Here is a 21,080-nt window from a genome sequence, read left to right as displayed (position 1 = left end):
TCCAGGGCTCCGGTCCCCGGGGCCGGCCGATCCTGACGGTCGCGGAGATGGCCGCGGCCGACCGCGCGGCCATCGCGGCGGGCGCGCCCGGGATCGAACTTATGGAGCGGGCCGGGGCGGCGGTGGCCGAGGCCATCGTGCGCCGCTTCGAGGCCCAGCCCGTCACCGTCCTGTGCGGGCCGGGCGACAACGGCGGGGACGGCTACGTCGTGGCCCGGCTGCTGAGGCGCCAGGGTTGGCCGGTGGAGGTCCGTACGCTGGGCGAGCCGGCGACGCCCGCCGCGAAGGCGATGGCCGCGCGCTGGGACGGACCGGCGGCGCCGCTCGACGCGCGGCTCGCCGAGAGCTGGGGCGAGGGCCTCGTGGTCGACGCCCTGTTCGGGGCGGGGCTGGCGCGACCGCTGGACGGCCCGGCGGCCCAGGCGGCGACGGCGCTGGCGGGCGCGCCCGAGCGCGTGGTGGCCGTCGACACGCCCAGCGGCGTGCCGGGCGACACGGGCCAGCCGGCGGGGCCCGCGTTCTGCGCCGGACTGACCGTCACGTTCCACGCGCGCAAGCCGGCCCATGTGCTGGAGCCCGGCCGTGACCTCTGCGGCGAGGTGGTGGTGGCCGACATCGGCCTTGGACCGACCCCTTCGCCCATGGTCGAGAACGGTCCCGAGCTCTGGCTGCCGCGCTTCCCGTGGCCGCGCGCGGTCTCGCACAAGCATTCGCGCGGGCGCCTGATCGTGGTGAGCGGCGACGCCTGGAACACGGGCGCGGCGCGGCTCTCGGCGCGGGCCGGACTGCGGATCGGGGCGGGCCTCGTCACGATGTACGCCAACCCCGAGGCGCTGGCGCCCAACGCCGCCCACCTGGAGGCGGTGATGCTGCGGCCGTTCGAGACCGACCTGGAGCTGGAGCAGGCGGCCGACGAGGCCGACGCGGCGATCATCGGGCCGGCGGCGGGCGTCAATGAGACGACCCTGCTGAACGTGCTGGCCCTGGCGCGGACGGGGGCGGCGCTGGTGATCGACGCCGACGCCATCACCGTCTTCCGGGACGATCCCGAGGAGCTGTTCTCGGTGCTGGACCGGGACGACGTCCTGACGCCGCACCCGGGCGAGTTCGACCGCCTGTTCCCCGGCGTACTGAAGGCCGCGCCCGAGCGGCTGACGGCGGCCCGGCGGGCGGCGGAGAAGGCGGGGGCGGTGGTGCTGCTGAAGGGCGCAGACACGGTGGTGGCCGCGCCTGACGGCCGCGCGGCGGTGAACGTCAACGGCTCGCCTTGGCTGGCCACCGCCGGTTCGGGCGATGTGCTGGCCGGCTTCATCGGCGGGCTGGTGAGCCAGGGCATGGAGAGCTTCGAGGCCGCCTGCGCGGCCGCCTGGATCCACGCCGAGGCGGCCGAGCTGCACGGCCCGGGCCTGATCTCGGAGGACCTGCCGGGCCTCGCGCCGGCCGTGCTTCGGCGGCTCTACGACGAGCGGTGAGCGTCGAGGCTGTCGGCTCCGCGCGCGCCGCAGGCGCTATGGGACCCGCGGAAAACGCGGAAGGGATCGCGTCTGCTGAACGTCCGCGCCCGTCGGCGTCGTCCGCGGCCGATTCCTTCGGCGCTGCGCGCCCCAGGGCATGGAAAGGCTTCTGCGACCCTTCATCCGCCCCGCTTCGTGGACCCCTGAGAACGGCGGTTTCTACAGGAACAGCTCGCCGCTGACGCCCCGGGCCATGTCTTCGAGGATCTCCAGGGCCAGGACGTCGAGGGCCGCCCCTTCCCGGTAGTCGCCCGGCGCCGCCAGGCGGGCGCGGCCGTCGCGCAGCAGCTTGGCGGCCGCGGCCTCGGTGATCGGGCGCTCGGGATCGTAGACGGCGACCGGGTGGCCGCCGTGGTCGGTCATCACCCGCATCACCGGGATGTCGGTGAGGCCGTCCCCGAAGAAGGCGATGCGGCCGAAGGGCACCGGCCGGCGCTGCTGGGCCTGGACCTCGTTGACCCCGTCGGTGTCCCACTCGTCCAACGTCCACTTGTTGATGCGGAAGAGGTACTGGGTCTTGCCCGTGTAGTTGATGGCCAGCGCGATCCCGATGGCGTCGCCGTCGCCGTCGAACATGAAGCCCGAGGCGTAGATCCGGTCGAACCAGCCGGCGATGGGCGAGCCCTCGATCAGTTCCCGGTTGCCGGACGAGATGATGAAGTGGCGCAGGTCGAGGCCCAGGGCGTCGGCCCGTGCGTTCTGGCGCGCGAACCACTGCTCGACCCCGGGGAAGAGGCGCAGATCCGCGCCGCGTCGGCGCCAGCTCTCCAGGCTGAGCTCGAGGCCCTTCTCGCGCGCCTTGGCCAGCATCAGGTGCATGTAGGCCAGGATGCCGTCGCCCCGCTGCTCGCGGGCGAGGCGCGTGGTCTCGCGCCAGAACTCGGCGTGGTCCATCCCCAGTTCGTCCGGGATGAAGGCGTGTTCCTGCATGTTGCCCGGCGCGAGCGTGCCGTCGAAGTCGTAGGCGAAGACGGCGAGGGGACGGCTCATGCCTTGCAGTAGCGCTTGCGGGAGAGGGCGGAAAGGGTCGCCCCGGCCCCGCGACGGGAGGCGGGGGCCGGGGCTGACGGCGACGGGTGTCGGGGAACAGGACCGTCGCCGCGTAACTGTCCGCTGGTGTTGGGAGATGCTCGGACCTGGGAGATACGGCCCGGGCCGAACGGCGGATGCAGGCCCGGGGAGCGTCGTTTGGGCGCGTCTCAGGCCGCCTTTCGCCGGGTCCGCTCCTGCACCGTGTCGGCGGCCAGCGCGAGGCCTGCGATCAGCAGCGGGATCAGGAAGAAGAACAGGCGGTAGCCCAGGAAAGCCGCGGCCAGGCCGGCGGGATTTATGCCCCGCAGCAGGGTGGAGAGCGTGCCCTCGAAGACCCCCACGCCGCCCGGCACGTGCGAGATCAGGCCGATGGCGACCGAGGGCGCATAGGCGCCGACGAAGGTGAAGTAGCTGACCGCGCCGTCGGGCAGCAGCACCCAGATGATCGCCGCGGCCATCGCATTGTCCACCGTGCCGATGCCGAGCTGGGTGAACGCCATCTTCAGCGACGGCAACCGCACGGTGTGGCCGAAGGCGCGGATCGGCCGGTGCAGCACGCCGCAGAGCACGAGATAGGACGCCACCCCCAGCAGGAGCAGCGCGCCCAGGGAGTCGGCCACGGGCGTGGCGATCCGCGAGACGGTGGCGATGTCGTTGCGGCCCGCGAGGATCAGGCTGAACCCCGCGAGGAAGGACAGCCCGACGGTGAAGGTGAAGCTGTTGAACAGCGTGATCGCCGCCACCTGGCGCAGCGGCACGTTGTGCTTGGCGTAGAAGCGCGCCCGCACGGCGCCCGAGACCAGCAGGTTGGCGCCCAGGCTGTGCGACAGCGCGCAGGCGATGAAGCCGCCCGCGAAGGCCTGGCCGGGCGGGACCTTCGAGCCCACCCACCGCATGCCCATCCATTCCACCAGGCCCATGAGGGCGAAGCTGAAGGCCGAGAACAGGATGGCCAGGATCGTGGAGTCCCAGCCCCAGGCGCGGATGGCGGCCGTCACGTCCGAAAGCCGGATCTCGTGGAACTCCCGCCACAGGATGTAGGCGGCGGCCGCCAGCAGCAGGAAGGCCAGCAGGTGCCAGGCCAGCCGGCGCAGCATGGGGAAGAAGCGCGAGCCCTGGGTCTCGGGCAGGGCGGCGGCCAGCTCCTCCTCGAGATCGTCGGGCCTTTCGCCCGGCCGGATTTGGGGGTCTTGGGTCAGCAAGGTCCTGCCGGGTCGGGAGAATCGCGCCTGTCGGTGGCGTCCGTCATTGGTTCCGGGGTGGAACCGATGCGCAAGGCGCCGGTTTCGTTTCGCGTCCCCATTGCGGGGCGGGCGAACATAGGAAGGAGACAGCCATGCGGGAAGACGTGTTGGGATATCGACGCGATCTGGAAGCCGAGCGGCTGCGCCGCCTGCGCGACCGGGACGATCCCCGATATGATCGGGCTTCGCATCGCGACGACTATGGTCAGGCCGACTATTCCGAACGGTACGGGTACGATCCCCGCACGCGTTCGGGCTACCGTGTCCATGACGATGGGCGGTCGCCGTACGCGGGCGGGCTGCCCGGGTCGCGCTACGTCGCCCCGCGAGACGCCAGGGAGCGAGACGCCAGGGAGCGAGACGCCCGCGAGACGGAGTGGGAGCGTCGCCGCGGCCGCCGGGACGGCCCCTCGGACCGGGTGCTGTGGGCCGTGGTCACCGAGCGGCTGGACGCCGAGCGGCGGCTCGACCTCCGGGACGTGGAGGTCGACGTGATCGACGGCGAGGTGATCCTCGACGGCACGGTCCGCCACAAGGCCGACAAACGCCGGATCGAGGATGTGGCCGACATCGACGGCGTGCGGAACGTGCAGAACAACCTGCGGGTCCGTGAGCGTGGCCGGTGGACGTTCCTCTGAGCCCGCCGCATCCTCGCGGCGACGCCTTCCGGGATCTGAGCGCATGAGCAAACCCGTCGTGGTCAACATCCCGCACCAGCTCGGCCGCGCCGAGGCGCGCCGGCGCATCGAGGAGGGGCTGGGCGGCCTGACCCGTCAGATCGGCGCGGTCGGGCGACTGGACAGCGCCTGGGCCGGCGATGTCCTCAGTTTCCAGGCGACGGCGGTGGGGCAGGAGGTTTCGGGCGCCGTGACGGTGGCCGACGACGAGGTGCGCCTGGAGATCCGGCTGCCCGGCCTCCTCGGTCTCCTCGCGGACAAGATCCGCGGCAAGGTCCAGGCCGAGGGGCGCGTCCTGCTGGAAGGGCCCAAGCGCTCCTGAGGCGCTACGGCCAAGGCAACCCGGAACCGCTCCGGGCGTTCTTTCGGGGCGACAAACAGGAGGAGCCGGACATGCCCCGTAAGCAGACCGAAGAACAGGCCAGGCGCGCGTTCACCCACGGTTCGAGCGGCGCGACGGCCGACATGGCCAGCGACCCCGACAAGGCGATCGGCGAGCACCGCCATATCGAGACGCCGGCGTCCCGCCCCGCCAGGCATCTGCGCGAAGGCGAGAAGGTGGATCACATGGCCGAACGCGAAGCCGCCGCCGAGGATCGTCAGGAAGCGCTGCTGGACGAGGCGATCGAGGAGACCTTCCCCGGTTCCGATCCGATCAGCCCCAAGCACATCACCTGAGGAGCGCTTCGTAGGCCTCCTGCGCCTCGACCCACTCCAGTTCGGCCGCTTCCAGGGCCTTCTGGGCCGCCTCGCGTCGGCGGCCCAGCTCGGTGGCCTTGGCGGCGTCGTTGGTGAAGGTGGCCGGGTCGCTCAGGGCCCGGTCGATGATCGCGACCATCTCGGTCGCCTTTCCGAGCGCCGCCTCGGCGGCCTCGGCGCGGCGACGGGCGGTTCCGGTCGGGACCCGGGCCTTGGGAGGCGGTGGCGGCGGCGCGGCCGCGGGCGCCGGCTCGGCCTTCACCTGCGTCGGCGCCCGGGCCGCCGCCCGGGCGCGGTCCAGCACGTAGGACGCATAGTCCTCCATGTCGCCGTCGAAGGGCTGGATGCCGCCGTCCGCGGCGAGCCAGAGGCGGTCGGCCACCAGTTCCATGAGCGAGCGGTCGTGGGTGATCAGGATCACCGCGCCCTCGTAGTCGTTCAGCGCGTCCAGCAGGGCGCGGCGCGAATCGATGTCGAGGTGGTTGGTCGGTTCGTCGAGGATCAGGAGGTGAGGGGCCTCCATCGCCACGAGGTTGAGGAGCAGCCGGGCCCGCTCGCCGCCCGACAGGTTGGCGACGGTGGTGTCGCACTTCTCGAAGCCGATGCCGTACTGGGCCAGGCGCGAGCGGCGGGACGCCTCGCTGGCCTCGGGCATGACCCGGCGGATGATCTCCAGCGGCGTGTCGTCGGGGTCCATCGCCTCGATCTGGTGCTGGTGGAACCAGCCCACCTTGAGGCGCGCGCTGCGGTGGAGCTTTCCGGCCTCGGTGGTCAGCGCCCCGGCCACCAGCTTGGCGAACGTCGACTTGCCGGCGCCGTTGACGCCCAGCAGGCCGATGCGGTCGTCGATGTCGAGCCGCAGGTTCAGCTTCTTCAGGATCGGGGCGCCGCCATATCCCACCGCGGCGTCCTCCAGCCGCAGCAGCGGCGGGGCCAGGGGCCGGTCGGGCGAGGGCAGGACGAAGGGGACGACCCGGTCCTCGATCACCGCGGCCACGGGAGGCAGCCGGGCGATCATCTTCAGGCGGGACTGGGCCTGGGTCGCCTTCGACGCCTTCGCGCGGAAGCGGTCCACGAACGACTGGAGGTGAGCCCGCTGGGCCTCGATCTTCACCCGCGTCGCTTCCTGGAAACGAAGCTTCTCGGTGAGCTGGAGCTCGAAGCTGTCGTAGCCGCCGGCGTACAGGTTCAGCTTGCCGTCCTTGAGGTGGAGGATGTGGTCCACCGAGTTGTTCAGCAGTTCGCGGTCGTGGCTGATGACGATGGCGTTGTGCGGGTACTTCTTCAGCCGCGCCTCCAGCCAGAGGGCGCCCTCCAGGTCGAGGTAGTTGGTGGGCTCGTCGAGCAGCAGCAGGTCGGGCTCGGCGAACAGGCTGGCGGCCAGCGCCACGCGCATCCGCCATCCGCCCGAGAACTCGGCCATCGGCCGGGCGAGGTCGGCCTGACTGAAGCCCAGGCCGGCCAGGATCTCGGCGGCGCGGGAGGGCGCGCGGTCGGCGTCGATCTCGATCAGGCGGGCATAGATGTCGCCCATCTCCTCGGGCGGCGCGGTCTCCAGCCGCCCCAGCAGGGTGTGACGTTCGACGTCGGCCTCCAGCACGGTGTCGAGCAGGCTGACCGGCGTGGCGGGATGCTCCTGGTCCACCGAGCCGATTCGCGCCTGCCGCGGCACGCCGACCTCGCCCGAGCCCGGCGTGAGCTGGCCCAGGATGACCTTGAACAGGGTGGATTTGCCCACGCCGTTGCGGCCCACGAGGCCGACCTTGGCGTCCTTGGGCAGCGTGACCGTGGCCTGGTCGAAGAAGCGGCGTCCCCAGGCGTCGAGGACAAGGTCTTTGATCTGAAGCATGTGAAACCGTCGGCGCGCGTCTAGCAGACGTTGTGCGGTGCGTCATCGCTGCGGGTTGCGTTGGCGCGCGCGTTGACGATATAGACCCCGCCGAAGCGTGATGGGCCGAGCCTCTCGCGCCACTCCCCATATTCGTACGAGCCCCAGCGGAGCCCATGACCGAACGCACCTTCTCGATCATCAAGCCGGACGCCACGCGGCGCAACCTGACCGGCAAGGTCAATGCGGTGATCGAGGACGCCGGCCTGCGCATCGTGGCCCAGCGCCGCATCCGGATGACCGAGGCCCAGGCGAAGACGTTCTACGAAGTCCACGCCGAGCGCCCCTTCTACGGCGAACTGGTCGAGTTCATGACCTCGGCTCCCGTGGTTGTGCAGGTCCTGGAAGGCGACAACGCCGTTGCCCGCTATCGCGAAGTGATGGGCGCCACCAACCCGGCCCAGGCCGCCGACGGCACCATCCGCAAGCTGTACGCCGAGAGCGTGGGCGAGAATTCGGTCCACGGTTCGGACAGCCTCGAGAACGCCAAGATCGAGATCGCCCAGTTCTTCACCGACGCCGATATCGTCGGCTGAACCGAGCGGCTTGAGCCGGGCCGCCGGCGCCTGCCGGGCGGTCCACAGTTTTTTCAACAGCAAACGAGAACATGAGAGAATCCAAGGTCCTCCCTGGCTTCTCCGACCGCCTCGCCGCACAGGCCGAGGCCCGGAAAGCCCTCCTCGCCAAGTTCAAGCCCAAGCCCGCCGTCCAGGCCGCTGAAGGCGCCTTCGAGACCACCGCCCAGAAGAAGGCCCGGGAGCTCGAGGAAGTGCGCGCCCGCCGCGTCGCCGAGAAGGAAGCCGCCCGCCTCGCCAAGGAACAGGCCGAGGAAGAGCGTCGCAAGGCGATCGAGAACGACGAAGAGCTGATGCTCCAGCTCAAGCGCGAAGAGCGCAAGGCCCGAAAGGCGGCCGAGAAGGAAGCCGCCCGCGCCAAGCGCGAACTCAAGGCCCAGATGCGCCGCACCGGCTGACGCCGGCGTTCACGGTGTCCGTCGGACAAGTCCGGGCGTGACCGATCCGCCCGGGCCTGCGATGCTGGCCGCTCGCCGGGAGGCCGCCATGACGGAACCGCACCTCATCTACTTCTCGGACCCGATGTGCTCGTGGTGCTACGGGTTCTCGCCGGTGGTCGATCAGATCCGGCAGGCCTATGGCCGCGCGCTGCCCATCCGGATCGTCATGGGCGGCCTGCGCCCGGGAACGGAAACCCCGATGACGGACGAGGCCCGGCAGGGCGTCGTCGGCCACTGGGTCCATGTCCAAGAGGCCACCGGCCTGCCGTTCACCCCCGCGGCTCTGGAACGCCCCGGCTTCGTCTATGACACCGATCCCGCCGCCCGCGCCGTGGTGGTGGCGCGCCGCCAGGGCGACGAGGTCGCCGCCCGCTACCTGGGCGCCGTCCAGCGGGCCTTCTACGCCGAAGGGCGCGACGTCACCGCGGGCGAGACGCTGGCCGACCTCGCCGCCGACTTCGGCCTGGACCGCGACGCCTTCCTGGCCGACTGGGGGGCGGAGGCGACCCGGCAGGAGACCTGGCGCGACTACGCGATCTCGCACCGCGCCGGCGTGAAGGGCTTTCCGACCCTGGTGGGCGGGCCGAACGAGCAGGGCGTCTTCGGCGTGGTCACCCGTGGCTACTCGCCGCCCGAGCAGGTTCTGGCGGTGCTGCGCGACTGGATCGCGGGCATGGCGGCCTGATCCGCGGCGCCGAGCCGCCTTGCGCATCCCGGCGGGGCACGCGATATCGAAGGCGAGCGGGCGCACATAGGCCCGCCCCGAGATCTCAAGAAGGACTTCCGATGCGCGATCCCGTGACCACCGCCCTTGGCCTCGTGCCGATGGTCGTCGAGCAGACGAGCCGGGGCGAGCGCGCCTACGACATCTTCTCCCGTCTCCTGAAGGACCGGATCATCTTCCTGGCCGGTCCGGTCGAGGACGGCATGGCCAGCCTGATCTGCGCGCAACTCCTGCACCTGGAGGCCGAGAACCCCAAGAAGGAGATCCAGATGTACATCAACTCCCCCGGCGGGGTGGTGACGTCTGGCCTCGCGATCTACGACACCATGCAGTACATCAAGAGCCCGGTGATCACCCTCTGCCTCGGCATGGCGGCCTCGATGGGATCGTTCCTGCTGATGGCCGGCGAGAAGGGCCAGCGGATCGCCCTGCCCAACAGCCGGATCATGGTGCACCAGCCGTCGGGCGGGTACTCGGGCAAGGCCACCGACATCCAGCGCCACGCCGAAGACATCCTGAAGACCAAGCGCCGGCTGAACGAGATCTACGCCAAGCACACCGGCCAGCCGGTCGAGGTGGTCGAGGAGACCCTGGACCGCGACCACTTCATGACCGCCCACGAGGCCAAGGACTGGGGCCTGGTGGACCACGTCTGGGAAAAGCGCGACGGCGAGGACTGACGCTTCGAGCCTCCGCACGAGCGGGCGCTCCGTCATGCAACCGCGGAAAACGCGGAAGGACGCGGAATCGCAGCTTCGCCTTCCGCGTTTTCCGCGGTTTTCCTGAAGGCGCCGCTTCGCGGCGGTCGGGAGCCTACGGCCGGCCCTTGAACACCCGGAAATAGGGCTCCTCGGCGGCGGCCAGCATCTCGGTGTCGCCGGACGTGTCGCCATAGGCGGCGCGGATGCGCGTCTCCCCGTAGGCCATCCGCAGGCGGACCACTTTCTCCGCGCCGCGGCAGTTGGGTCCGGCGAAGGCGCCGGTCACCCGCCCGCGCTCGTCGTAGGCGAGGGGGGTGCCCAGGAGGTCGTCGGCGCCCAGGCCCCGGGCGAACGGCGCCACCACCACGTCGGGCGAGGCGGTCACGATCACCAGCCGCACCCGCTCCTTGCGCCAGCGCTTCCAGGCGCCGACCGCGTCGGGGCGCAGGAGGCTGCGGGAGTGGAGTTCGGCGAAGCGGCGGGCGTCCGCCTCCAGCCGTTCGCGCGCCACGCCGCCGAGATAGACCCGGGTGGCCGCGGCCTTGATGCGGCCGCGGTCGTGGTGGAACAGATAGGCCAGCCCCGCCGGGATCAGCCGCAGCCCGCCCATCCACCACACCGCCGCCGGCGTGCGCCACTTCAGGAAGGCCGTGTAGCTGTCGCGGATCGTCAGCGTGCCGTCGAAGTCGAAGGCGACGATCGGCGGGCCCGGACCCGCCCCAGAGCCGACCCCGGGCGAGGCCCCCGAGCCTGCCCCGGAACCGGCCGTCGCCTCACCATCTTGCGCCATTTCGGGCCGTTTCCCATTTGGTAAGCGGCGGCGCACAAGGTCCGCGCGCCGCGCCGCACATTGTCGCTCCCGCGAGCGAAGGCTTGTGATCCCGGCGCGGATCGGGGAATGTCAAGACTTGGACAACCCGCGGCGCGTATCCTGCAACGTCAGGGCGCACAGGCCCCGGGGCGAAACCGGCCAGACGACCGGACGATTTCGTCGACAGAGTGAGATGAGACCATGACCAAGGCCGCCAGCGGAGATTCGAAGAGCACCCTGTATTGCTCTTTCTGCGGCAAGAGCCAGCACGAAGTCCGCAAGCTCATCGCGGGCCCGACCGTGTTCATCTGTGATGAATGCGTCGAACTGTGCATGGACATCATCCGCGAAGAGCACAAGATCTCGTTCGTGAAGTCCAAGGACGGCGTCCCGACTCCGAAGGAGATCCGGGAAGTCCTCGACGATTACGTGATCGGCCAGGACCACGCCAAGAAGGTCCTCTCGGTCGCGGTCCACAACCACTACAAGCGCCTGAACCACGCGACGAAGAACAACGACGTCGAGCTGGGCAAGGCCAACATCCTGCTGATCGGCCCCACCGGCACGGGCAAGACCCTGCTGGCCCAGACGCTGGCCCGAATCATCGACGTGCCGTTCACCGTGGCCGACGCCACGACGCTGACCGAAGCCGGCTACGTCGGCGAGGACGTCGAGAACATCATCCTGAAGCTGCTCCAGGCCGCCGACTACAACGTCGAGCGGGCCCAGCGTGGCATCGTCTACATCGACGAGGTCGACAAGATCAGCCGCAAGTCGGACAACCCCTCGATCACCCGCGACGTGTCGGGCGAGGGCGTCCAGCAGGCGCTGCTGAAGATCATGGAGGGCACCGTCGCCTCGGTGCCGCCGCAGGGCGGGCGCAAGCATCCGCAGCAGGAGTTCCTGCAGGTCGACACCACCAACATCCTGTTCATCTGCGGCGGCGCGTTCGCGGGCCTCGAGAAGATCATCTCGGCGCGCGGCCAGGGCACCAGCGTGGGCTTCGGCGCCAAGGTCTCCGATCCCGACGAGCGCCGCACGGGCGAGATCTTCCGCCAGGTCGAGCCCGACGACCTGCTGCGCTTCGGCCTGATCCCCGAGTTCATCGGCCGCCTGCCGGTGATCGCGACGCTGGACGACCTCGACGACAAGGCGCTCGTGAAGATCCTCACCGAGCCCAAGAACGCGTTCGTGAAGCAGTACGCCCGCCTCTTCGAGATGGAGAACGTGGGCCTCACCTTCACCGACGACGCGCTGATGGCGGTGGCCCGCAAGGCCATCCAGCGCAAGACCGGCGCGCGCGGCCTCCGTTCGATCCTGGAAGGCGTGCTGCTCGACACGATGTACGAACTGCCCACCTACGACGGCGTCGAGGAGGTCGTGGTCAACGCCGAGGTCATCGAAGGCCGGGCGCAGCCGCTGATCATCTACGCCGAGCGTCGGGACAAGGGCGGGGCGGCCTGAGGCCGACCTGAGGCGCCAAGCCATGCTCGTGGCCGATCGGCCGGAGCGGGCGGCGAGGGCTCCCGTCTAACGCGCTCCGCCCGGACCGGACGAGGCGAACAGCGCATACGACGCGTCCGATGGATCGCGGCGGCCAGGGGTCCTGCCGATGTCGACGAGCAGCGCCGGGGAGGCCGGGTGGGCTTCGGTCCAGTCGAACACCAGTCGGCGGTGCGAAAACCGCCATTCGCCGTCGCGCCTCTCGATCCGGTCGAGATACCGCCCGCCCGCGTGATACTCGAAGGGAGCGTCCCGTGTCGGCGCCGGGAACGCGCCGAGGATCGCCTCGGCGGCCGCCGATCCGACGAACACCTCAAGGCTCCGCGCCGACCCGAGATAGTGGCGACCGACGACATAGGTCTCCGCGAACGCCCGGTCGCCATGGAGGGTGACACGCGAATTCGCCACGAGATGCATGGTGGCCAGGCAGTGTTCGCGCAGCGTCGGCAGAACACGATCGCAGAAGGCCATCGCCGGCCGGTCCCCGGCGCCGTGGTCGTCGACGGCGTCGGGCCAGTAGGTGGAGCGCAGGAGCGCGTCGTCGCAGCGATCGACGCCGCGGCAGTAGTCCAGGATCAGATCGGCGATCTTCCGGCGATCCTCGAATTCGCCGAGTCGGGCCCCAACATCGTCGATCATGTGTTTCACCTGCGGTGGGGGATCGGGCCGGCGCCTCGCCGGCGCCTTCGTGAACGGGGGTAGTGCCAGCGTTCGGGGCGAACGATAACCCTGACGTCGTCCAGGCGGGGCGCGCCGGCCGGCCAGCGGCGGGGCTCATCGAGGGAAAGGCGGCGGCCGCCTCTCCGCCGCGCCCGAGCGGCGAGGAGGGGCCATATGAGAGACCCAATGTCGCGCCGGGGTCCTGTCGAGCTTGAAAGCCCGGGGAAACCGTCCACATAAAGCGTCGAGCAAACCGCCGAGGTCCGGCGGACGGGTCGTCCGACTCAGGCGCATCGTCTGGGTGACTGCGATCCGATGGGCGGCGTCGCCACTCGAGGGGCCCGCCAGGAGTTTAGAGCATCATGTCAGAGAACAAGATCCTGCCGATCCTGCCCTTGCGGGACATCGTGGTCTTTCCTCACCAGCCGGTGCCGCTGTTCGTGGGCCGGGAGAAGTCCGTTCGCGCTCTGGAAGAGGCGATGCGGGCCGAGGGCAAGCAGATCCTGCTGGCCACCCAGAAGGACAAGGACGACGACGATCCGTCCCCGAACGCCATCTATGACGTGGGCGTCGTGGCCACCATCCTCCAGCTCCTGAAGCTGCCCGACGGCACCGTGAAGGTGCTGGTCGAGGGCAAGGCGCGCGCGGGCATCGCCGGCTTCACCGGCCGCGAGGATTTCTACGAGGCCGAGATCACCATGGTCCAGGAGGACGGCGTCGGTTCGCCCGAGGCCGAGGCCCTGTCGCGCGCGGTGATCGAGCAGTTCGAAAACTATGTGAAGCTGAACAAGAAGGTCCCGCCCGAGGCCCTGGCCGCGATCCCGCAGATCGACAACCCGTCCGAGCTGGCGGACCGCATCGCGGGCCATCTCAGCGTCAAGATCGCCGAGAAGCAGCAGCTTCTGGAAGTCTTCAACGTCGTGAAGCGCCTGGAGAAGGTCTACGCCCTGATGGAGGGCGAGATCTCGGTCATGCAGACCGAGAAGAAGATCCGCAACCGCGTGAAGCGGCAGATGGAGAAGACCCAGCGCGAGTACTACCTCAACGAGCAGATGAAGGCGATCCAGCGCGAGCTGGGCGAGCAGGACGACCATCGCGACGAGCTGATCGAGCTGGAGAAGCGGATCAAGAAGACCCGGCTCTCCAAGGAGGCCCGCACGAAGGCCGAGGCCGAGCTGAAGAAGCTGCGCAACATGAGCCCGATGTCGGCCGAGAGCACGGTCGTGCGGAACTACCTCGACTGGCTGCTCTCGATCCCGTGGGGCAAGTCCAAGCAGAAGCCCATCGACCTGCAGAAGGCCGAGGACATCCTCAACGCCGACCACTACGGCCTGGAGAAGGTCAAGGAGCGGATCCTGGAGTACCTGGCGGTGCAGAGCCGCGTGGGCACGCTCAAGGGCCCGATCCTGTGCCTGGTCGGCCCGCCCGGCGTAGGCAAGACCTCGCTGGGCAAGTCGATCGCCAGGGCCACCAGCCGCGAGTTCGTCCGGGTCTCCCTGGGCGGGGTGCGCGACGAGGCCGAGATCCGCGGCCACCGCCGGACCTACATCGGCTCGATGCCCGGCAAGGTCATCCAGTCGATGAAGAAGGCCAAAACCACCAACGCCTTCTTCCTGCTGGACGAGATCGACAAGATGGGCGCCGACTGGCGCGGCGATCCGTCGTCGGCGCTGCTCGAGGTGCTGGACCCGGCGCAGAACTCGACCTTCGGGGACCACTACCTCGAGGTGGACTACGATCTGTCGCCGGTGATGTTCGTCACCACGGCCAACTCGCTCAACATGCCCCAGCCCCTGCTGGACCGCATGGAGATCATCCGCATCCCCGGCTACACCGAGGACGAGAAGGTCGAGATCGCCAAGCGGCACATCCTGCCCAAGCTCACCAAGGACCACGGGCTGAAGCCCGAGGAGTTCGTGGTGCCGGAGGACAGCATCCGCGGCCTGATCCGCTACTACACGCGTGAGGCCGGCGTGCGGAACCTGGAGCGCGAGCTGGGCAACCTGGCGCGCAAGACGGTCCGCGACCTGATGCGCGAGAAGCTGATCTCGATCACCGTCGACGACGAGCGGCTGGAAAAGTACGCGGGCGTCAAGAAGTACCGCTACGGCGAGACCGACAAGGAGGATGCCGTCGGCATCATCACCGGGCTGGCCTACACGGACTTCGGCGGCGACATCCTGACCATCGAGGCGGTCAAGATGCCGGGCAAGGGTCGCATGACCGTGACCGGCAACCTGAAGGACGTGATGAAGGAGTCGATCTCGGCCGCGAACAGCTATGTGCGCGCCCGGGCGACGAAGTTCGGCATCGAGCCGCCGATCTTCGAGCGGACCGACGTCCACATCCACGTGCCCGACGGCGCCACGCCCAAGGACGGCCCGTCCGCGGGGGCGGCCATGGCCACGGCCATCGTCTCGGTGCTGACGGGCATCCCGATCCGGGCCGACATCGCCATGACCGGCGAGGTCACGCTGCGGGGCCGGGTGACCGCCATCGGCGGCCTGAAGGAGAAGCTGCTCGCGGCGCTGCGTTCAGGCGTGAAGACGGTGCTGATCCCGGAGGAGAACGAGAAGGACCTGGCCGACATCCCGGACAACGTGAAGTCCGAGCTGGAGATCATCCCGGTCAACACGATGGACGAGGTGCTGGCTCGGGCCCTGACCCGCGCGCCGGTCGCGATCGAGTGGAAGGAAGTCGAGCCGGTGGCCGTGGCCGCCGACGGCGACGACCCCGCCGACGCGATGGGATTGCACTAGTTCGAAGAGCGGGTATCCCGGCGGCGTTCGCCCCGGACGATCACATTCCTGAGTGAAGGGCGGCGCGGGAGGAACTCCCGCGCCGCCGCCGTTTGACGGCCCGGCGTTGTCATGCCTCAATTCGCGCAAGGCGCAGGTGGGCGGTGGCCCAAGACTCACCGCGTCAGACAACGAGAATTGGGCTGGGAGAAAACGCAGATGACCAAGGCCGAACTGGTCTCGGCGATCGCTGACAAGGCGGGTCTCAACAAGGCGCAGGCCAAGGACGCGCTCGACGCGTTCATCGCTTCCGTCTCGACCACCTTGAAGGCCGGCGACGAGGTTCGCCTCGTGGGTTTCGGAAGCTTCGTGCCCGTCCAGCGGGCCGCCGGCATGGCGCGGAATCCGCGTACCGGCGAGAAGGTGACGCGCCCCGCGACGCAGACCTGCCGCTTTCGCGTGGGCGATGCGCTCAAGACCACCCTGAACAGCTGACGCGACGGACACGAGGAGAGAGGGCGGCCGCCGAAAGCGGCCGCTCTTTTCGTTTGGCAAGGCGCCGCGGACGCGCTAGGCACGGCCCTTCTTCGGGGAGTAGCCGTCCGCGAGACAGCGGAGCCCGCGTCAACAGACTTGCCGACGTCCTTCGGGGCCGAAGCATGGCGCGAGCGGCGGGCCTTCAGGGCCTGGATTGGCGAGACCGGCGATACGGCCTCACTAGCCCACGGGCGCGGCGGAGGTCTCGTGTCGTCGTGTCGGAACGCCGCGTCCCCATGAGTGTGCATCCTTGGAAGCCTTCCTCGTCTCCACCGGCCTCGTGGCCGTCGCCGAAATCGGCGACAAGACCCAGCTCCTGGCGCTGATGCTGGCCGCCCGGTTCCGGCGGCCTGTCCCCATCATTCTCGGCATCCTTGCCGCGACCCTTCTGAACCATGCGGCCGCCGCCTCGCTCGGCTACTTCATCGCCCGCTGGCTCTCGGGTCCCGCCTTCCAGATCGCCATCGGCGTGGGCTTCATCCTCATGGCCGCCTGGGCGCTGATCCCCGACAAGGACGACGAGGCGGCGGCCAACCGGTCGGCCGGCGGCGTCTTCCTGACCACGCTGGTCGCCTTCTTCCTGGTCGAGATCGGCGACAAGACCCAGATCGCCACCACGCTGCTGGCGGCCCGGTTCAACGAGATCTTCCTGGTCACCCTGGGCACCACGTTCGGGATGATGCTGGCCAACATCCCGGCCGTTCTGGTGGGTGAGGCGGCCACCAAGGTCGTGCCGCTGAAGTACGTCCGGATCGCGGCCGCCGTGGTGTTTGCGCTCATCGGCGCAGGCGTCCTCGTGGCGGCCTTCCTCAAGTCGGGCTTTTCCTCCTAAGGTCCGGCGCGCACAGGGAATCCCATGACCGCAGCGACCGCCGACCGGAACGATACGGCCTTTCTCGGCCACCCGAAGGGGCTGGGCTACCTCGCCTTCACCGAGGCCTGGGAGCGCTTCTCCTACTACGGGATGCAGTCGCTGCTGGTCCTCTACATGTCGAAGACCCTGCTCTTCGCGCCGCATGTCGAGCAGATCGTCGGCTACGAGGCCTTCCACGGCTTCATCCAGGCCGTCTACCGGCCGGGGCCGTCGCCCCAGGCGGTCGCCTCGGCGATCTTCGGCCTCTACACCAGCCTGGTCTATCTGACGCCGATCCTGGGCGGCCTGCTGGCCGACCGGGTGCTGGGGCGGACGCGGACCATTACCCTGGGCGCGCTGCTGATGGCGGCGGGTCACTTCCTGATGGCCTTCGACGCCACCTTCCTCCTGGCGCTGCTCTGCCTCGTGCTGGGGACCGGCTGCTTCAAGGGCAACATCGCGGGGCAGGTGGGGGCGCTCTACGGCGAGAAGGACCTCCGCCGCGCCGACGCCTTCCAGATCTTCTACCTGGGCATCAATGCCGGCGTGATCGCCGCGCCGCTGGTGGCCGGCACCCTGGGCGAGAAGGTGGGCTGGCACTGGGGCTTCGGCGTCGCGGGCGTCGGCATGCTGATCTCGCTGGCGATCTACCTGGCCGCACGCCGTCACCTGCCGCCCGATCCTCCGCTGAAGCGCACGGCGGGCGCGCCGCGTCCCCGGCTGGGGCCGTCGGAATGGCGGACGGTCGCGGTCCTGGTGCTGTTGCTGCCGGTTCTGACCTCGGCGGTGCTGATCAACCAGCAGATCTTCAACGCCTATCTCGTCTGGGCCGATCGCGGCGTGGACCTGAGCCTGGGCGGCGAGCGGCTGCCCACCACCTGGCTCATCACCCTGGACAGCTCGGTGTCGGTGACGTTCCTCTTCGCGATGGTGGTGTTCTGGCGGCTGTGGGCGAAGCGTTTCCCCGAGCCGGACGAGATGGGCAAGCTGACCATCGGCGCCTTCGTCGCCGTCTCGGGCGCCGCCTGCCTGGCGGTGGGCGCGCTCGGCGCCGAGGCGGCGGGAACCCAGGTCAGCCTGTGGTGGTGCATCGCCTTCCACGTGCTGAACAGCATCGCCTTCGCCAACATGATGCCGGTGTCGCTGGCCCTCTACGCCCGCGCCGCGCCGGCCGCGATCGGGGGCACGATCATCGGCGTCTACTACCTGCATCTCGTGGCCGGGAATCAGCTCGTGGGGATCCTGGGGACCTGGCTCGAACGCATGCCGGCCAGCCAGTTCTGGCTGATCCACACGGGCATCGCCGCCGGGGCGGCGGTCCTGCTGCTGCTGGTCGGCCGCGTCTTCGCCGCCTGGCTCAGCCCCGAGGCGGTCGGTGCGCGGGCGAACTGATCGGGAGATGGTGGGCGGCGAGGGATTCGAACCCCCGACCCCCTCGGTGTAAACGAGGTGCTCTAACCAGCTGAGCTAGCCGCCCGGGCGGTCCTTACTAGTGAATGACGCCCCGGAGTTCCAGGGTGTGGCGGGAGGTTCTGTCGATGCGTCGCCGCGCGCTGGGGAAGACCGGTCTCGAAGTCTCCGAGCTGGGCTTCGGCTGTGCGAGCTGGTGGGGCAAGCCGCGGTTTCCCGAGCGCGAGGCCCTGGGGCTGGTCCATGAGGCCATCGACCGCGGCGTGACCCTGTTCGACACCGGCGCCAGCTATTCGGCCGGCGAGGCCGAGCCCCGGCTGGGCCGGGCGCTGAAGGGTCGCGACGTCTCCAGCCTCGTGATCGCCACCAAGGCCGGCACCTTCCACGCGGGGGGCGGCCGCATCGGGCGCGACATGCGGCCCGCCGCCGTCGTCGCCAGCGCCGAGCGCAGCCTGGAGCGCCTGGGCCTGGAGACCCTGGGCCTGCTGCAACTGCACGGCCCGTCGGTCGAGGAACTGGACGCGGCGATGCTGCGCACGCTGGAGGACCTGAAGGCCCGCGGCGTGGCCCGCGCGGTGGGCCTGAACAGCTTCGATCCGGCCGTGATCGAACATGCCGTGGGCCTGCCGCAGATCGACGTGGTGATGGTAGACTACAACGTCCTGCGGCCCGAGCGTCGGCCGCTGGTCGCCAGGGCGGCGGCGGCCGGGAAGGGGGTCCTGGCGGGGATGCCGCTGGCGATGGGCCATACCCGGCCGCTGCTGGCGCGCCTGAAGGGGCCGCAGGACCTCTGGTACGCCGCCCGCGGCCTGGCCCGCCATCGCGGCGAACTGGCGCGCGGTCGCGCCTTCCGCTTCCTGCATGATCTGCCGGACATGACCGGCAGCCAGGTGGCCCTGGCCTATGTGCTGGACGATCCCGGCGTCAGCGCGGCGGTCTTCGGCGCCACCCGGCCGGCGCATCTGCGCGAAAACCTGGCGGCCTCGGGGATGATGCTGTCCCAAGCCCTGCGCGACCGCATCCGGGCGGCCCAGGAGGCCGACGGCTGACGCGACGTGAGTCTTCCGCCCGCCGCCGCGCGGGGGCATTCTGGCGAGACGGAACAACGATAACCAGAACAACGACAGATCAGGGCAGGATCGACATGGCCGACGCTTCGCTCGATATCGAGGAGATCCTGAAGGACGCGCACCTTCCGGCCCTGCTCACCGCGCTGGTCCACATGACGGGCGACGCCGGCTGGCTGCGCAGCGAATGGACGCCGGTCTACAACCCGCTCTCACGCGGCGACACGGGCATTCCCGAGGACGAGCAGGCCAGGATCCGCAAGCTGGCGGCCGAGGCGATCCGCGCCCACCTGGACGGCAAGCCCCTGGCCATGCCCGGCCCGGACGTCGCCACCCTGCGCCGGCAGATGGACTTCGTGGCCGGCGCGCCCATCCCCGAACAGTACGTGGACTTCCTGCTCGACGAACTGACCCTGAACGGCCGGTCCAGCAAGGACCCTCAGTTCGAGCAGCCGGCGCTCAAGGCGGCGGCGCGCAAGCTCAAGGTGCTGGTGGTGGGCGCCGGCATGTCGGGCCTGCTCACCGGCATCCGTCTCACCCAGGCGGGCGTCCCGTTCGAGATCGTGGACAAGAACGCCGACGTGGGCGGCACCTGGTTCGAGAACACCTATCCGGGCTGCCGGGTCGACAACTCGAACCACATGTACAGCTACTCGTTCGAGCCCAACCACTTCTGGCCCCAGCACTTCTCGCCCCAGCCGGTGCTGCTGGAGTATTTCCGCGGGATCGCCGCCAAGTACGACCTCAAGAAACACATCCGCTTCGAGACCCTGGTCGAGACCCTGGCCTGGGACGAGGGCCGCAACGTCTGGCGCGCCACGCTGAAGGGCAAGGACGGGAAGACCGAGGTGGTCGAGGCGACGGCGGTGGTCACTGCGGTCGGCCAGCTCAACCGGCCCCGCTATCCCGAGATCGAGGGCCTGGGCAGCTTCGAAGGACCGGCCTTCCACTCGGCCGAATGGCGCCACGACGTGGACCTGAAGGGCAAGCGGGTGGGCGTGATCGGGACGGGGGCCTCGGCCTACCAGTTCGTGCCCGAGATCGCGTCCGACGTGGCCAGCCTGACGGTCTTTCAGCGCTCGCCGCCCTGGGGCCTGCCGGTGCCACACTACCACGAGGACGTGCCCGAGGGCATGAAGTGGACGCTCGAGCACGTACCCTATTTCGACAAATGGTACCGCTTCTGGCTGTTCTGGATGACCACCGAGGGCTTCCTGCCGATGGTGAAGTCCGACCCGAACTGGAACGGCGGCCCCGACGCGGTGGGCCCCGAGAACGCCATGCTGCGCGAGATGGCCACCCAGTCGCTTCAGGCGCAGATCGCCGACCGGCCCGACCTCGCCGAAAAGGTGATCCCGCAATACCCCATCGGCGGCAAGCGCTCGGTGCTGGACAATGGCGTCTGGCTGGCGGCGCTCAAGCGGCCGAACGTGCAGCTCGTCACCGACAGGACCGTCCGCATCACGCCCAAGGGCGTCGTCACGGCCGACGGGACCGAGCACGAGTTCGACGTGCTGATCTACGGCACGGGCTTCCAGGCCTCGAACTTCCTGTCGTTCCTCAAGATCAAGGGGCGCGGCGGGCGCGACCTGCACGAGAGCTGGGGCGGCGACGCGCGCGCCTACCTGGGCATGACGCACCCCGGCTTCCCGAACCTGTTCACGATCTACGGGCCCAACACCAACATCGTGGTCAACGGCTCGATCATCTTCTTCTCCGAGTGCTCGGTCCGCTACATCGTCGGCTGCCTGAAGCTGCTGGCCGAGAGCGGGGCGGCCGCGCTGGAGCCGAAGCAGGCGGTCTACGACGACTTCAACCGCCGGGTGGACGAGGCCAACGCCGGCTGGGCCTGGGGTTCGCCCAACGTCTCCTCCTGGTACAAGAACAGCTTCGGCCGCGTCAGCCAGAACTGGCCCTTCGGCCTGATCGACTACTGGAAGGCCACCCTGGCGCCCAACCCCGACGACTTCGTGCTGGAGCGCGCGCCCGAACCCGTAGGCTAGAGCG

At 69.6% G+C, this 21,080-nt stretch carries 20 protein-coding genes and 1 tRNA gene; 15 read left to right on the top strand and 6 right to left on the bottom strand.

Annotated features, from left to right (window positions below):
- Positions 1–47 precede the first annotated feature (47 nt).
- Entirely contained in the window at positions 48–1,472 is a 1,425-nt protein-coding gene (locus WG212_RS17200; protein WP_337188451.1) for an NAD(P)H-hydrate dehydratase, read from the top strand.
- A 201-nt stretch (positions 1,473–1,673) separates the two neighbouring features.
- Here WG212_RS17200 and WG212_RS17195 read toward each other — a convergent pair whose 3' ends face one another.
- Positions 1,674–2,504: an HAD family hydrolase gene (locus WG212_RS17195; protein ID WP_337188338.1), complete on the bottom strand. Its 831-nt coding sequence runs from the start codon at positions 2,502–2,504 to the stop codon at positions 1,674–1,676.
- Between the two features lie 209 nt (positions 2,505–2,713).
- Positions 2,714–3,748, bottom strand: coding sequence for a lysylphosphatidylglycerol synthase domain-containing protein (locus WG212_RS17190; RefSeq protein ID WP_337188337.1), 1,035 nt, complete (start codon positions 3,746–3,748; stop codon positions 2,714–2,716).
- A 134-nt stretch (positions 3,749–3,882) separates the two neighbouring features.
- On the opposite strand from WG212_RS17190, the gene WG212_RS17185 reads away from it, so the two are divergent.
- From WG212_RS17185 to WG212_RS17175, 3 genes are all read left to right on the top strand, one after another.
- On the top strand, positions 3,883–4,428 hold the full coding sequence (locus WG212_RS17185; RefSeq protein WP_337188336.1) for a BON domain-containing protein: 546 nt from the start codon (positions 3,883–3,885) through the stop codon (positions 4,426–4,428).
- Positions 4,429–4,471: 43 nt separating this feature from the next.
- Entirely contained in the window at positions 4,472–4,789 is a 318-nt protein-coding gene (locus WG212_RS17180; RefSeq protein ID WP_337188335.1) for a polyhydroxyalkanoic acid system family protein, read from the top strand.
- A gap of 71 nt (positions 4,790–4,860) precedes the next feature.
- Positions 4,861–5,145, top strand: coding sequence for a hypothetical protein (locus tag WG212_RS17175; protein ID WP_337188334.1), 285 nt, complete (start codon positions 4,861–4,863; stop codon positions 5,143–5,145).
- Here WG212_RS17175 and WG212_RS17170 read toward each other — a convergent pair.
- On the bottom strand, positions 5,138–7,015 hold the full coding sequence (locus WG212_RS17170; protein WP_337188333.1) for an ABC-F family ATP-binding cassette domain-containing protein: 1,878 nt from the start codon (positions 7,013–7,015) through the stop codon (positions 5,138–5,140). The genes WG212_RS17175 and WG212_RS17170 overlap by 8 nt on opposite strands.
- Before the next feature lie 155 nt (positions 7,016–7,170).
- On the opposite strand from WG212_RS17170, the gene ndk reads away from it, so the two are divergent.
- From ndk to WG212_RS17150, 4 genes are all read left to right on the top strand, one after another.
- Positions 7,171–7,590, top strand: coding sequence for a nucleoside-diphosphate kinase (gene ndk / locus WG212_RS17165; RefSeq protein ID WP_337188332.1), 420 nt, complete (start codon positions 7,171–7,173; stop codon positions 7,588–7,590).
- 71 nt (positions 7,591–7,661) lie between these two features.
- Positions 7,662–8,027: a DUF6481 family protein gene (locus WG212_RS17160; RefSeq protein ID WP_337188331.1), complete on the top strand. Its 366-nt coding sequence runs from the start codon at positions 7,662–7,664 to the stop codon at positions 8,025–8,027.
- 88 nt (positions 8,028–8,115) lie between these two features.
- Entirely contained in the window at positions 8,116–8,754 is a 639-nt protein-coding gene (locus WG212_RS17155; protein ID WP_337188330.1) for a DsbA family protein, read from the top strand.
- Positions 8,755–8,855: 101 nt separating this feature from the next.
- Entirely contained in the window at positions 8,856–9,473 is a 618-nt protein-coding gene (locus WG212_RS17150; protein ID WP_293383138.1) for an ATP-dependent Clp protease proteolytic subunit, read from the top strand.
- A gap of 133 nt (positions 9,474–9,606) precedes the next feature.
- On the opposite strand, the gene WG212_RS17145 is transcribed toward WG212_RS17150, so the two are convergent.
- Positions 9,607–10,284 carry an HAD-IB family hydrolase gene (locus WG212_RS17145; RefSeq protein ID WP_337188329.1) on the bottom strand — a complete coding sequence of 226 codons (678 nt, stop codon included), beginning with the start codon at positions 10,282–10,284 and terminating at the stop codon, positions 9,607–9,609.
- A 222-nt stretch (positions 10,285–10,506) separates the two neighbouring features.
- Here WG212_RS17145 and clpX point away from each other — a divergent pair, with 222 nt between their 5' ends.
- Positions 10,507–11,769, top strand: a complete 1,263-nt coding sequence (gene clpX / locus WG212_RS17140) for an ATP-dependent Clp protease ATP-binding subunit ClpX (RefSeq protein ID WP_337188328.1) — start codon at positions 10,507–10,509, stop codon at positions 11,767–11,769.
- 66 nt (positions 11,770–11,835) lie between these two features.
- Here the strand turns inward: clpX and WG212_RS17135 are convergent, their stop codons facing one another.
- Complete coding sequence (locus tag WG212_RS17135; RefSeq protein WP_337188450.1) at positions 11,836–12,447, bottom strand: nuclear transport factor 2 family protein; 612 nt, start codon at positions 12,445–12,447, stop codon at positions 11,836–11,838.
- Between the two features lie 383 nt (positions 12,448–12,830).
- Between WG212_RS17135 and lon the strand changes: the two genes are divergently transcribed.
- The 4 genes from lon to WG212_RS17115 all read left to right on the top strand — a co-directional run bounded on the left by lon (position 12,831) and on the right by WG212_RS17115 (position 17,988).
- Entirely contained in the window at positions 12,831–15,227 is a 2,397-nt protein-coding gene (gene lon, locus WG212_RS17130; RefSeq protein WP_337188327.1) for an endopeptidase La, read from the top strand.
- Between the two features lie 198 nt (positions 15,228–15,425).
- Positions 15,426–15,701, top strand: a complete 276-nt coding sequence (locus WG212_RS17125; RefSeq protein WP_337188326.1) for an HU family DNA-binding protein — start codon at positions 15,426–15,428, stop codon at positions 15,699–15,701.
- Positions 15,702–15,993: 292 nt separating this feature from the next.
- The gene (locus WG212_RS17120; protein WP_337188325.1) at positions 15,994–16,575 is read left to right on the top strand and encodes a TMEM165/GDT1 family protein; all 582 of its coding nucleotides are present in this window, start codon (positions 15,994–15,996) and stop codon (positions 16,573–16,575) included.
- A gap of 24 nt (positions 16,576–16,599) precedes the next feature.
- A complete protein-coding gene (locus tag WG212_RS17115; protein WP_337188324.1) occupies positions 16,600–17,988 on the top strand; it encodes a peptide MFS transporter in 1,389 nt (462 codons plus the stop codon).
- A gap of 8 nt (positions 17,989–17,996) precedes the next feature.
- Here the strand turns inward: WG212_RS17115 and WG212_RS17110 are convergent.
- Positions 17,997–18,073: transfer RNA gene (locus WG212_RS17110), tRNA-Val, on the bottom strand.
- 61 nt (positions 18,074–18,134) lie between these two features.
- Between WG212_RS17110 and WG212_RS17105 the strand changes: the two genes are divergently transcribed.
- Both WG212_RS17105 and WG212_RS17100 read left to right on the top strand, forming a co-directional pair.
- The gene (locus WG212_RS17105) at positions 18,135–19,055 is read left to right on the top strand and encodes an aldo/keto reductase (protein WP_337188323.1); all 921 of its coding nucleotides are present in this window, start codon (positions 18,135–18,137) and stop codon (positions 19,053–19,055) included.
- A gap of 95 nt (positions 19,056–19,150) precedes the next feature.
- Positions 19,151–21,076, top strand: coding sequence for an NAD(P)/FAD-dependent oxidoreductase (locus WG212_RS17100; protein WP_337188322.1), 1,926 nt, complete (start codon positions 19,151–19,153; stop codon positions 21,074–21,076).
- Positions 21,077–21,080: the final 4 nt, after the last annotated feature.

The organism is Phenylobacterium sp. (assembly GCF_037189685.1).
Taxonomy (GTDB): Bacteria; Pseudomonadota; Alphaproteobacteria; order Caulobacterales; family Caulobacteraceae; genus Phenylobacterium.
This window is presented reverse-complemented; position numbering and strand designations above follow the sequence as displayed.

What these genes read in the sequence shown, in the direction of transcription:
- WG212_RS17185 (WP_337188336.1), top strand. Translation starts at nt 3,883, where the DNA reads ATGCGGGAAGACGTGTTGGGATATCGACGCGATCTGGAAGCCGAGCGG.
- WG212_RS17200 (WP_337188451.1), top strand. Translation starts at nt 48, where the DNA reads ATGGCCGCGGCCGACCGCGCGGCCATCGCGGCGGGCGCGCCCGGGATC.
- WG212_RS17145 (WP_337188329.1), bottom strand. Translation starts at nt 10,284, where the DNA reads ATGGCGCAAGATGGTGAGGCGACGGCCGGTTCCGGGGCAGGCTCGGGG.
- WG212_RS17175 (WP_337188334.1), top strand. Translation starts at nt 4,861, where the DNA reads ATGCCCCGTAAGCAGACCGAAGAACAGGCCAGGCGCGCGTTCACCCAC.
- WG212_RS17160 (WP_337188331.1), top strand. Translation starts at nt 7,662, where the DNA reads ATGAGAGAATCCAAGGTCCTCCCTGGCTTCTCCGACCGCCTCGCCGCA.
- WG212_RS17150 (WP_293383138.1), top strand. Translation starts at nt 8,856, where the DNA reads ATGCGCGATCCCGTGACCACCGCCCTTGGCCTCGTGCCGATGGTCGTC.
- WG212_RS17100 (WP_337188322.1), top strand. Translation starts at nt 19,151, where the DNA reads ATGGCCGACGCTTCGCTCGATATCGAGGAGATCCTGAAGGACGCGCAC.
- WG212_RS17195 (WP_337188338.1), bottom strand. Translation starts at nt 2,504, where the DNA reads ATGAGCCGTCCCCTCGCCGTCTTCGCCTACGACTTCGACGGCACGCTC.
- ndk (WP_337188332.1), top strand. Translation starts at nt 7,171, where the DNA reads ATGACCGAACGCACCTTCTCGATCATCAAGCCGGACGCCACGCGGCGC.
- WG212_RS17155 (WP_337188330.1), top strand. Translation starts at nt 8,116, where the DNA reads ATGACGGAACCGCACCTCATCTACTTCTCGGACCCGATGTGCTCGTGG.
- clpX (WP_337188328.1), top strand. Translation starts at nt 10,507, where the DNA reads ATGACCAAGGCCGCCAGCGGAGATTCGAAGAGCACCCTGTATTGCTCT.
- WG212_RS17135 (WP_337188450.1), bottom strand. Translation starts at nt 12,447, where the DNA reads ATGATCGACGATGTTGGGGCCCGACTCGGCGAATTCGAGGATCGCCGG.
- WG212_RS17180 (WP_337188335.1), top strand. Translation starts at nt 4,472, where the DNA reads ATGAGCAAACCCGTCGTGGTCAACATCCCGCACCAGCTCGGCCGCGCC.
- lon (WP_337188327.1), top strand. Translation starts at nt 12,831, where the DNA reads ATGTCAGAGAACAAGATCCTGCCGATCCTGCCCTTGCGGGACATCGTG.
- WG212_RS17115 (WP_337188324.1), top strand. Translation starts at nt 16,600, where the DNA reads ATGACCGCAGCGACCGCCGACCGGAACGATACGGCCTTTCTCGGCCAC.
- WG212_RS17125 (WP_337188326.1), top strand. Translation starts at nt 15,426, where the DNA reads ATGACCAAGGCCGAACTGGTCTCGGCGATCGCTGACAAGGCGGGTCTC.
- WG212_RS17170 (WP_337188333.1), bottom strand. Translation starts at nt 7,015, where the DNA reads ATGCTTCAGATCAAAGACCTTGTCCTCGACGCCTGGGGACGCCGCTTC.
- WG212_RS17105 (WP_337188323.1), top strand. Translation starts at nt 18,135, where the DNA reads ATGCGTCGCCGCGCGCTGGGGAAGACCGGTCTCGAAGTCTCCGAGCTG.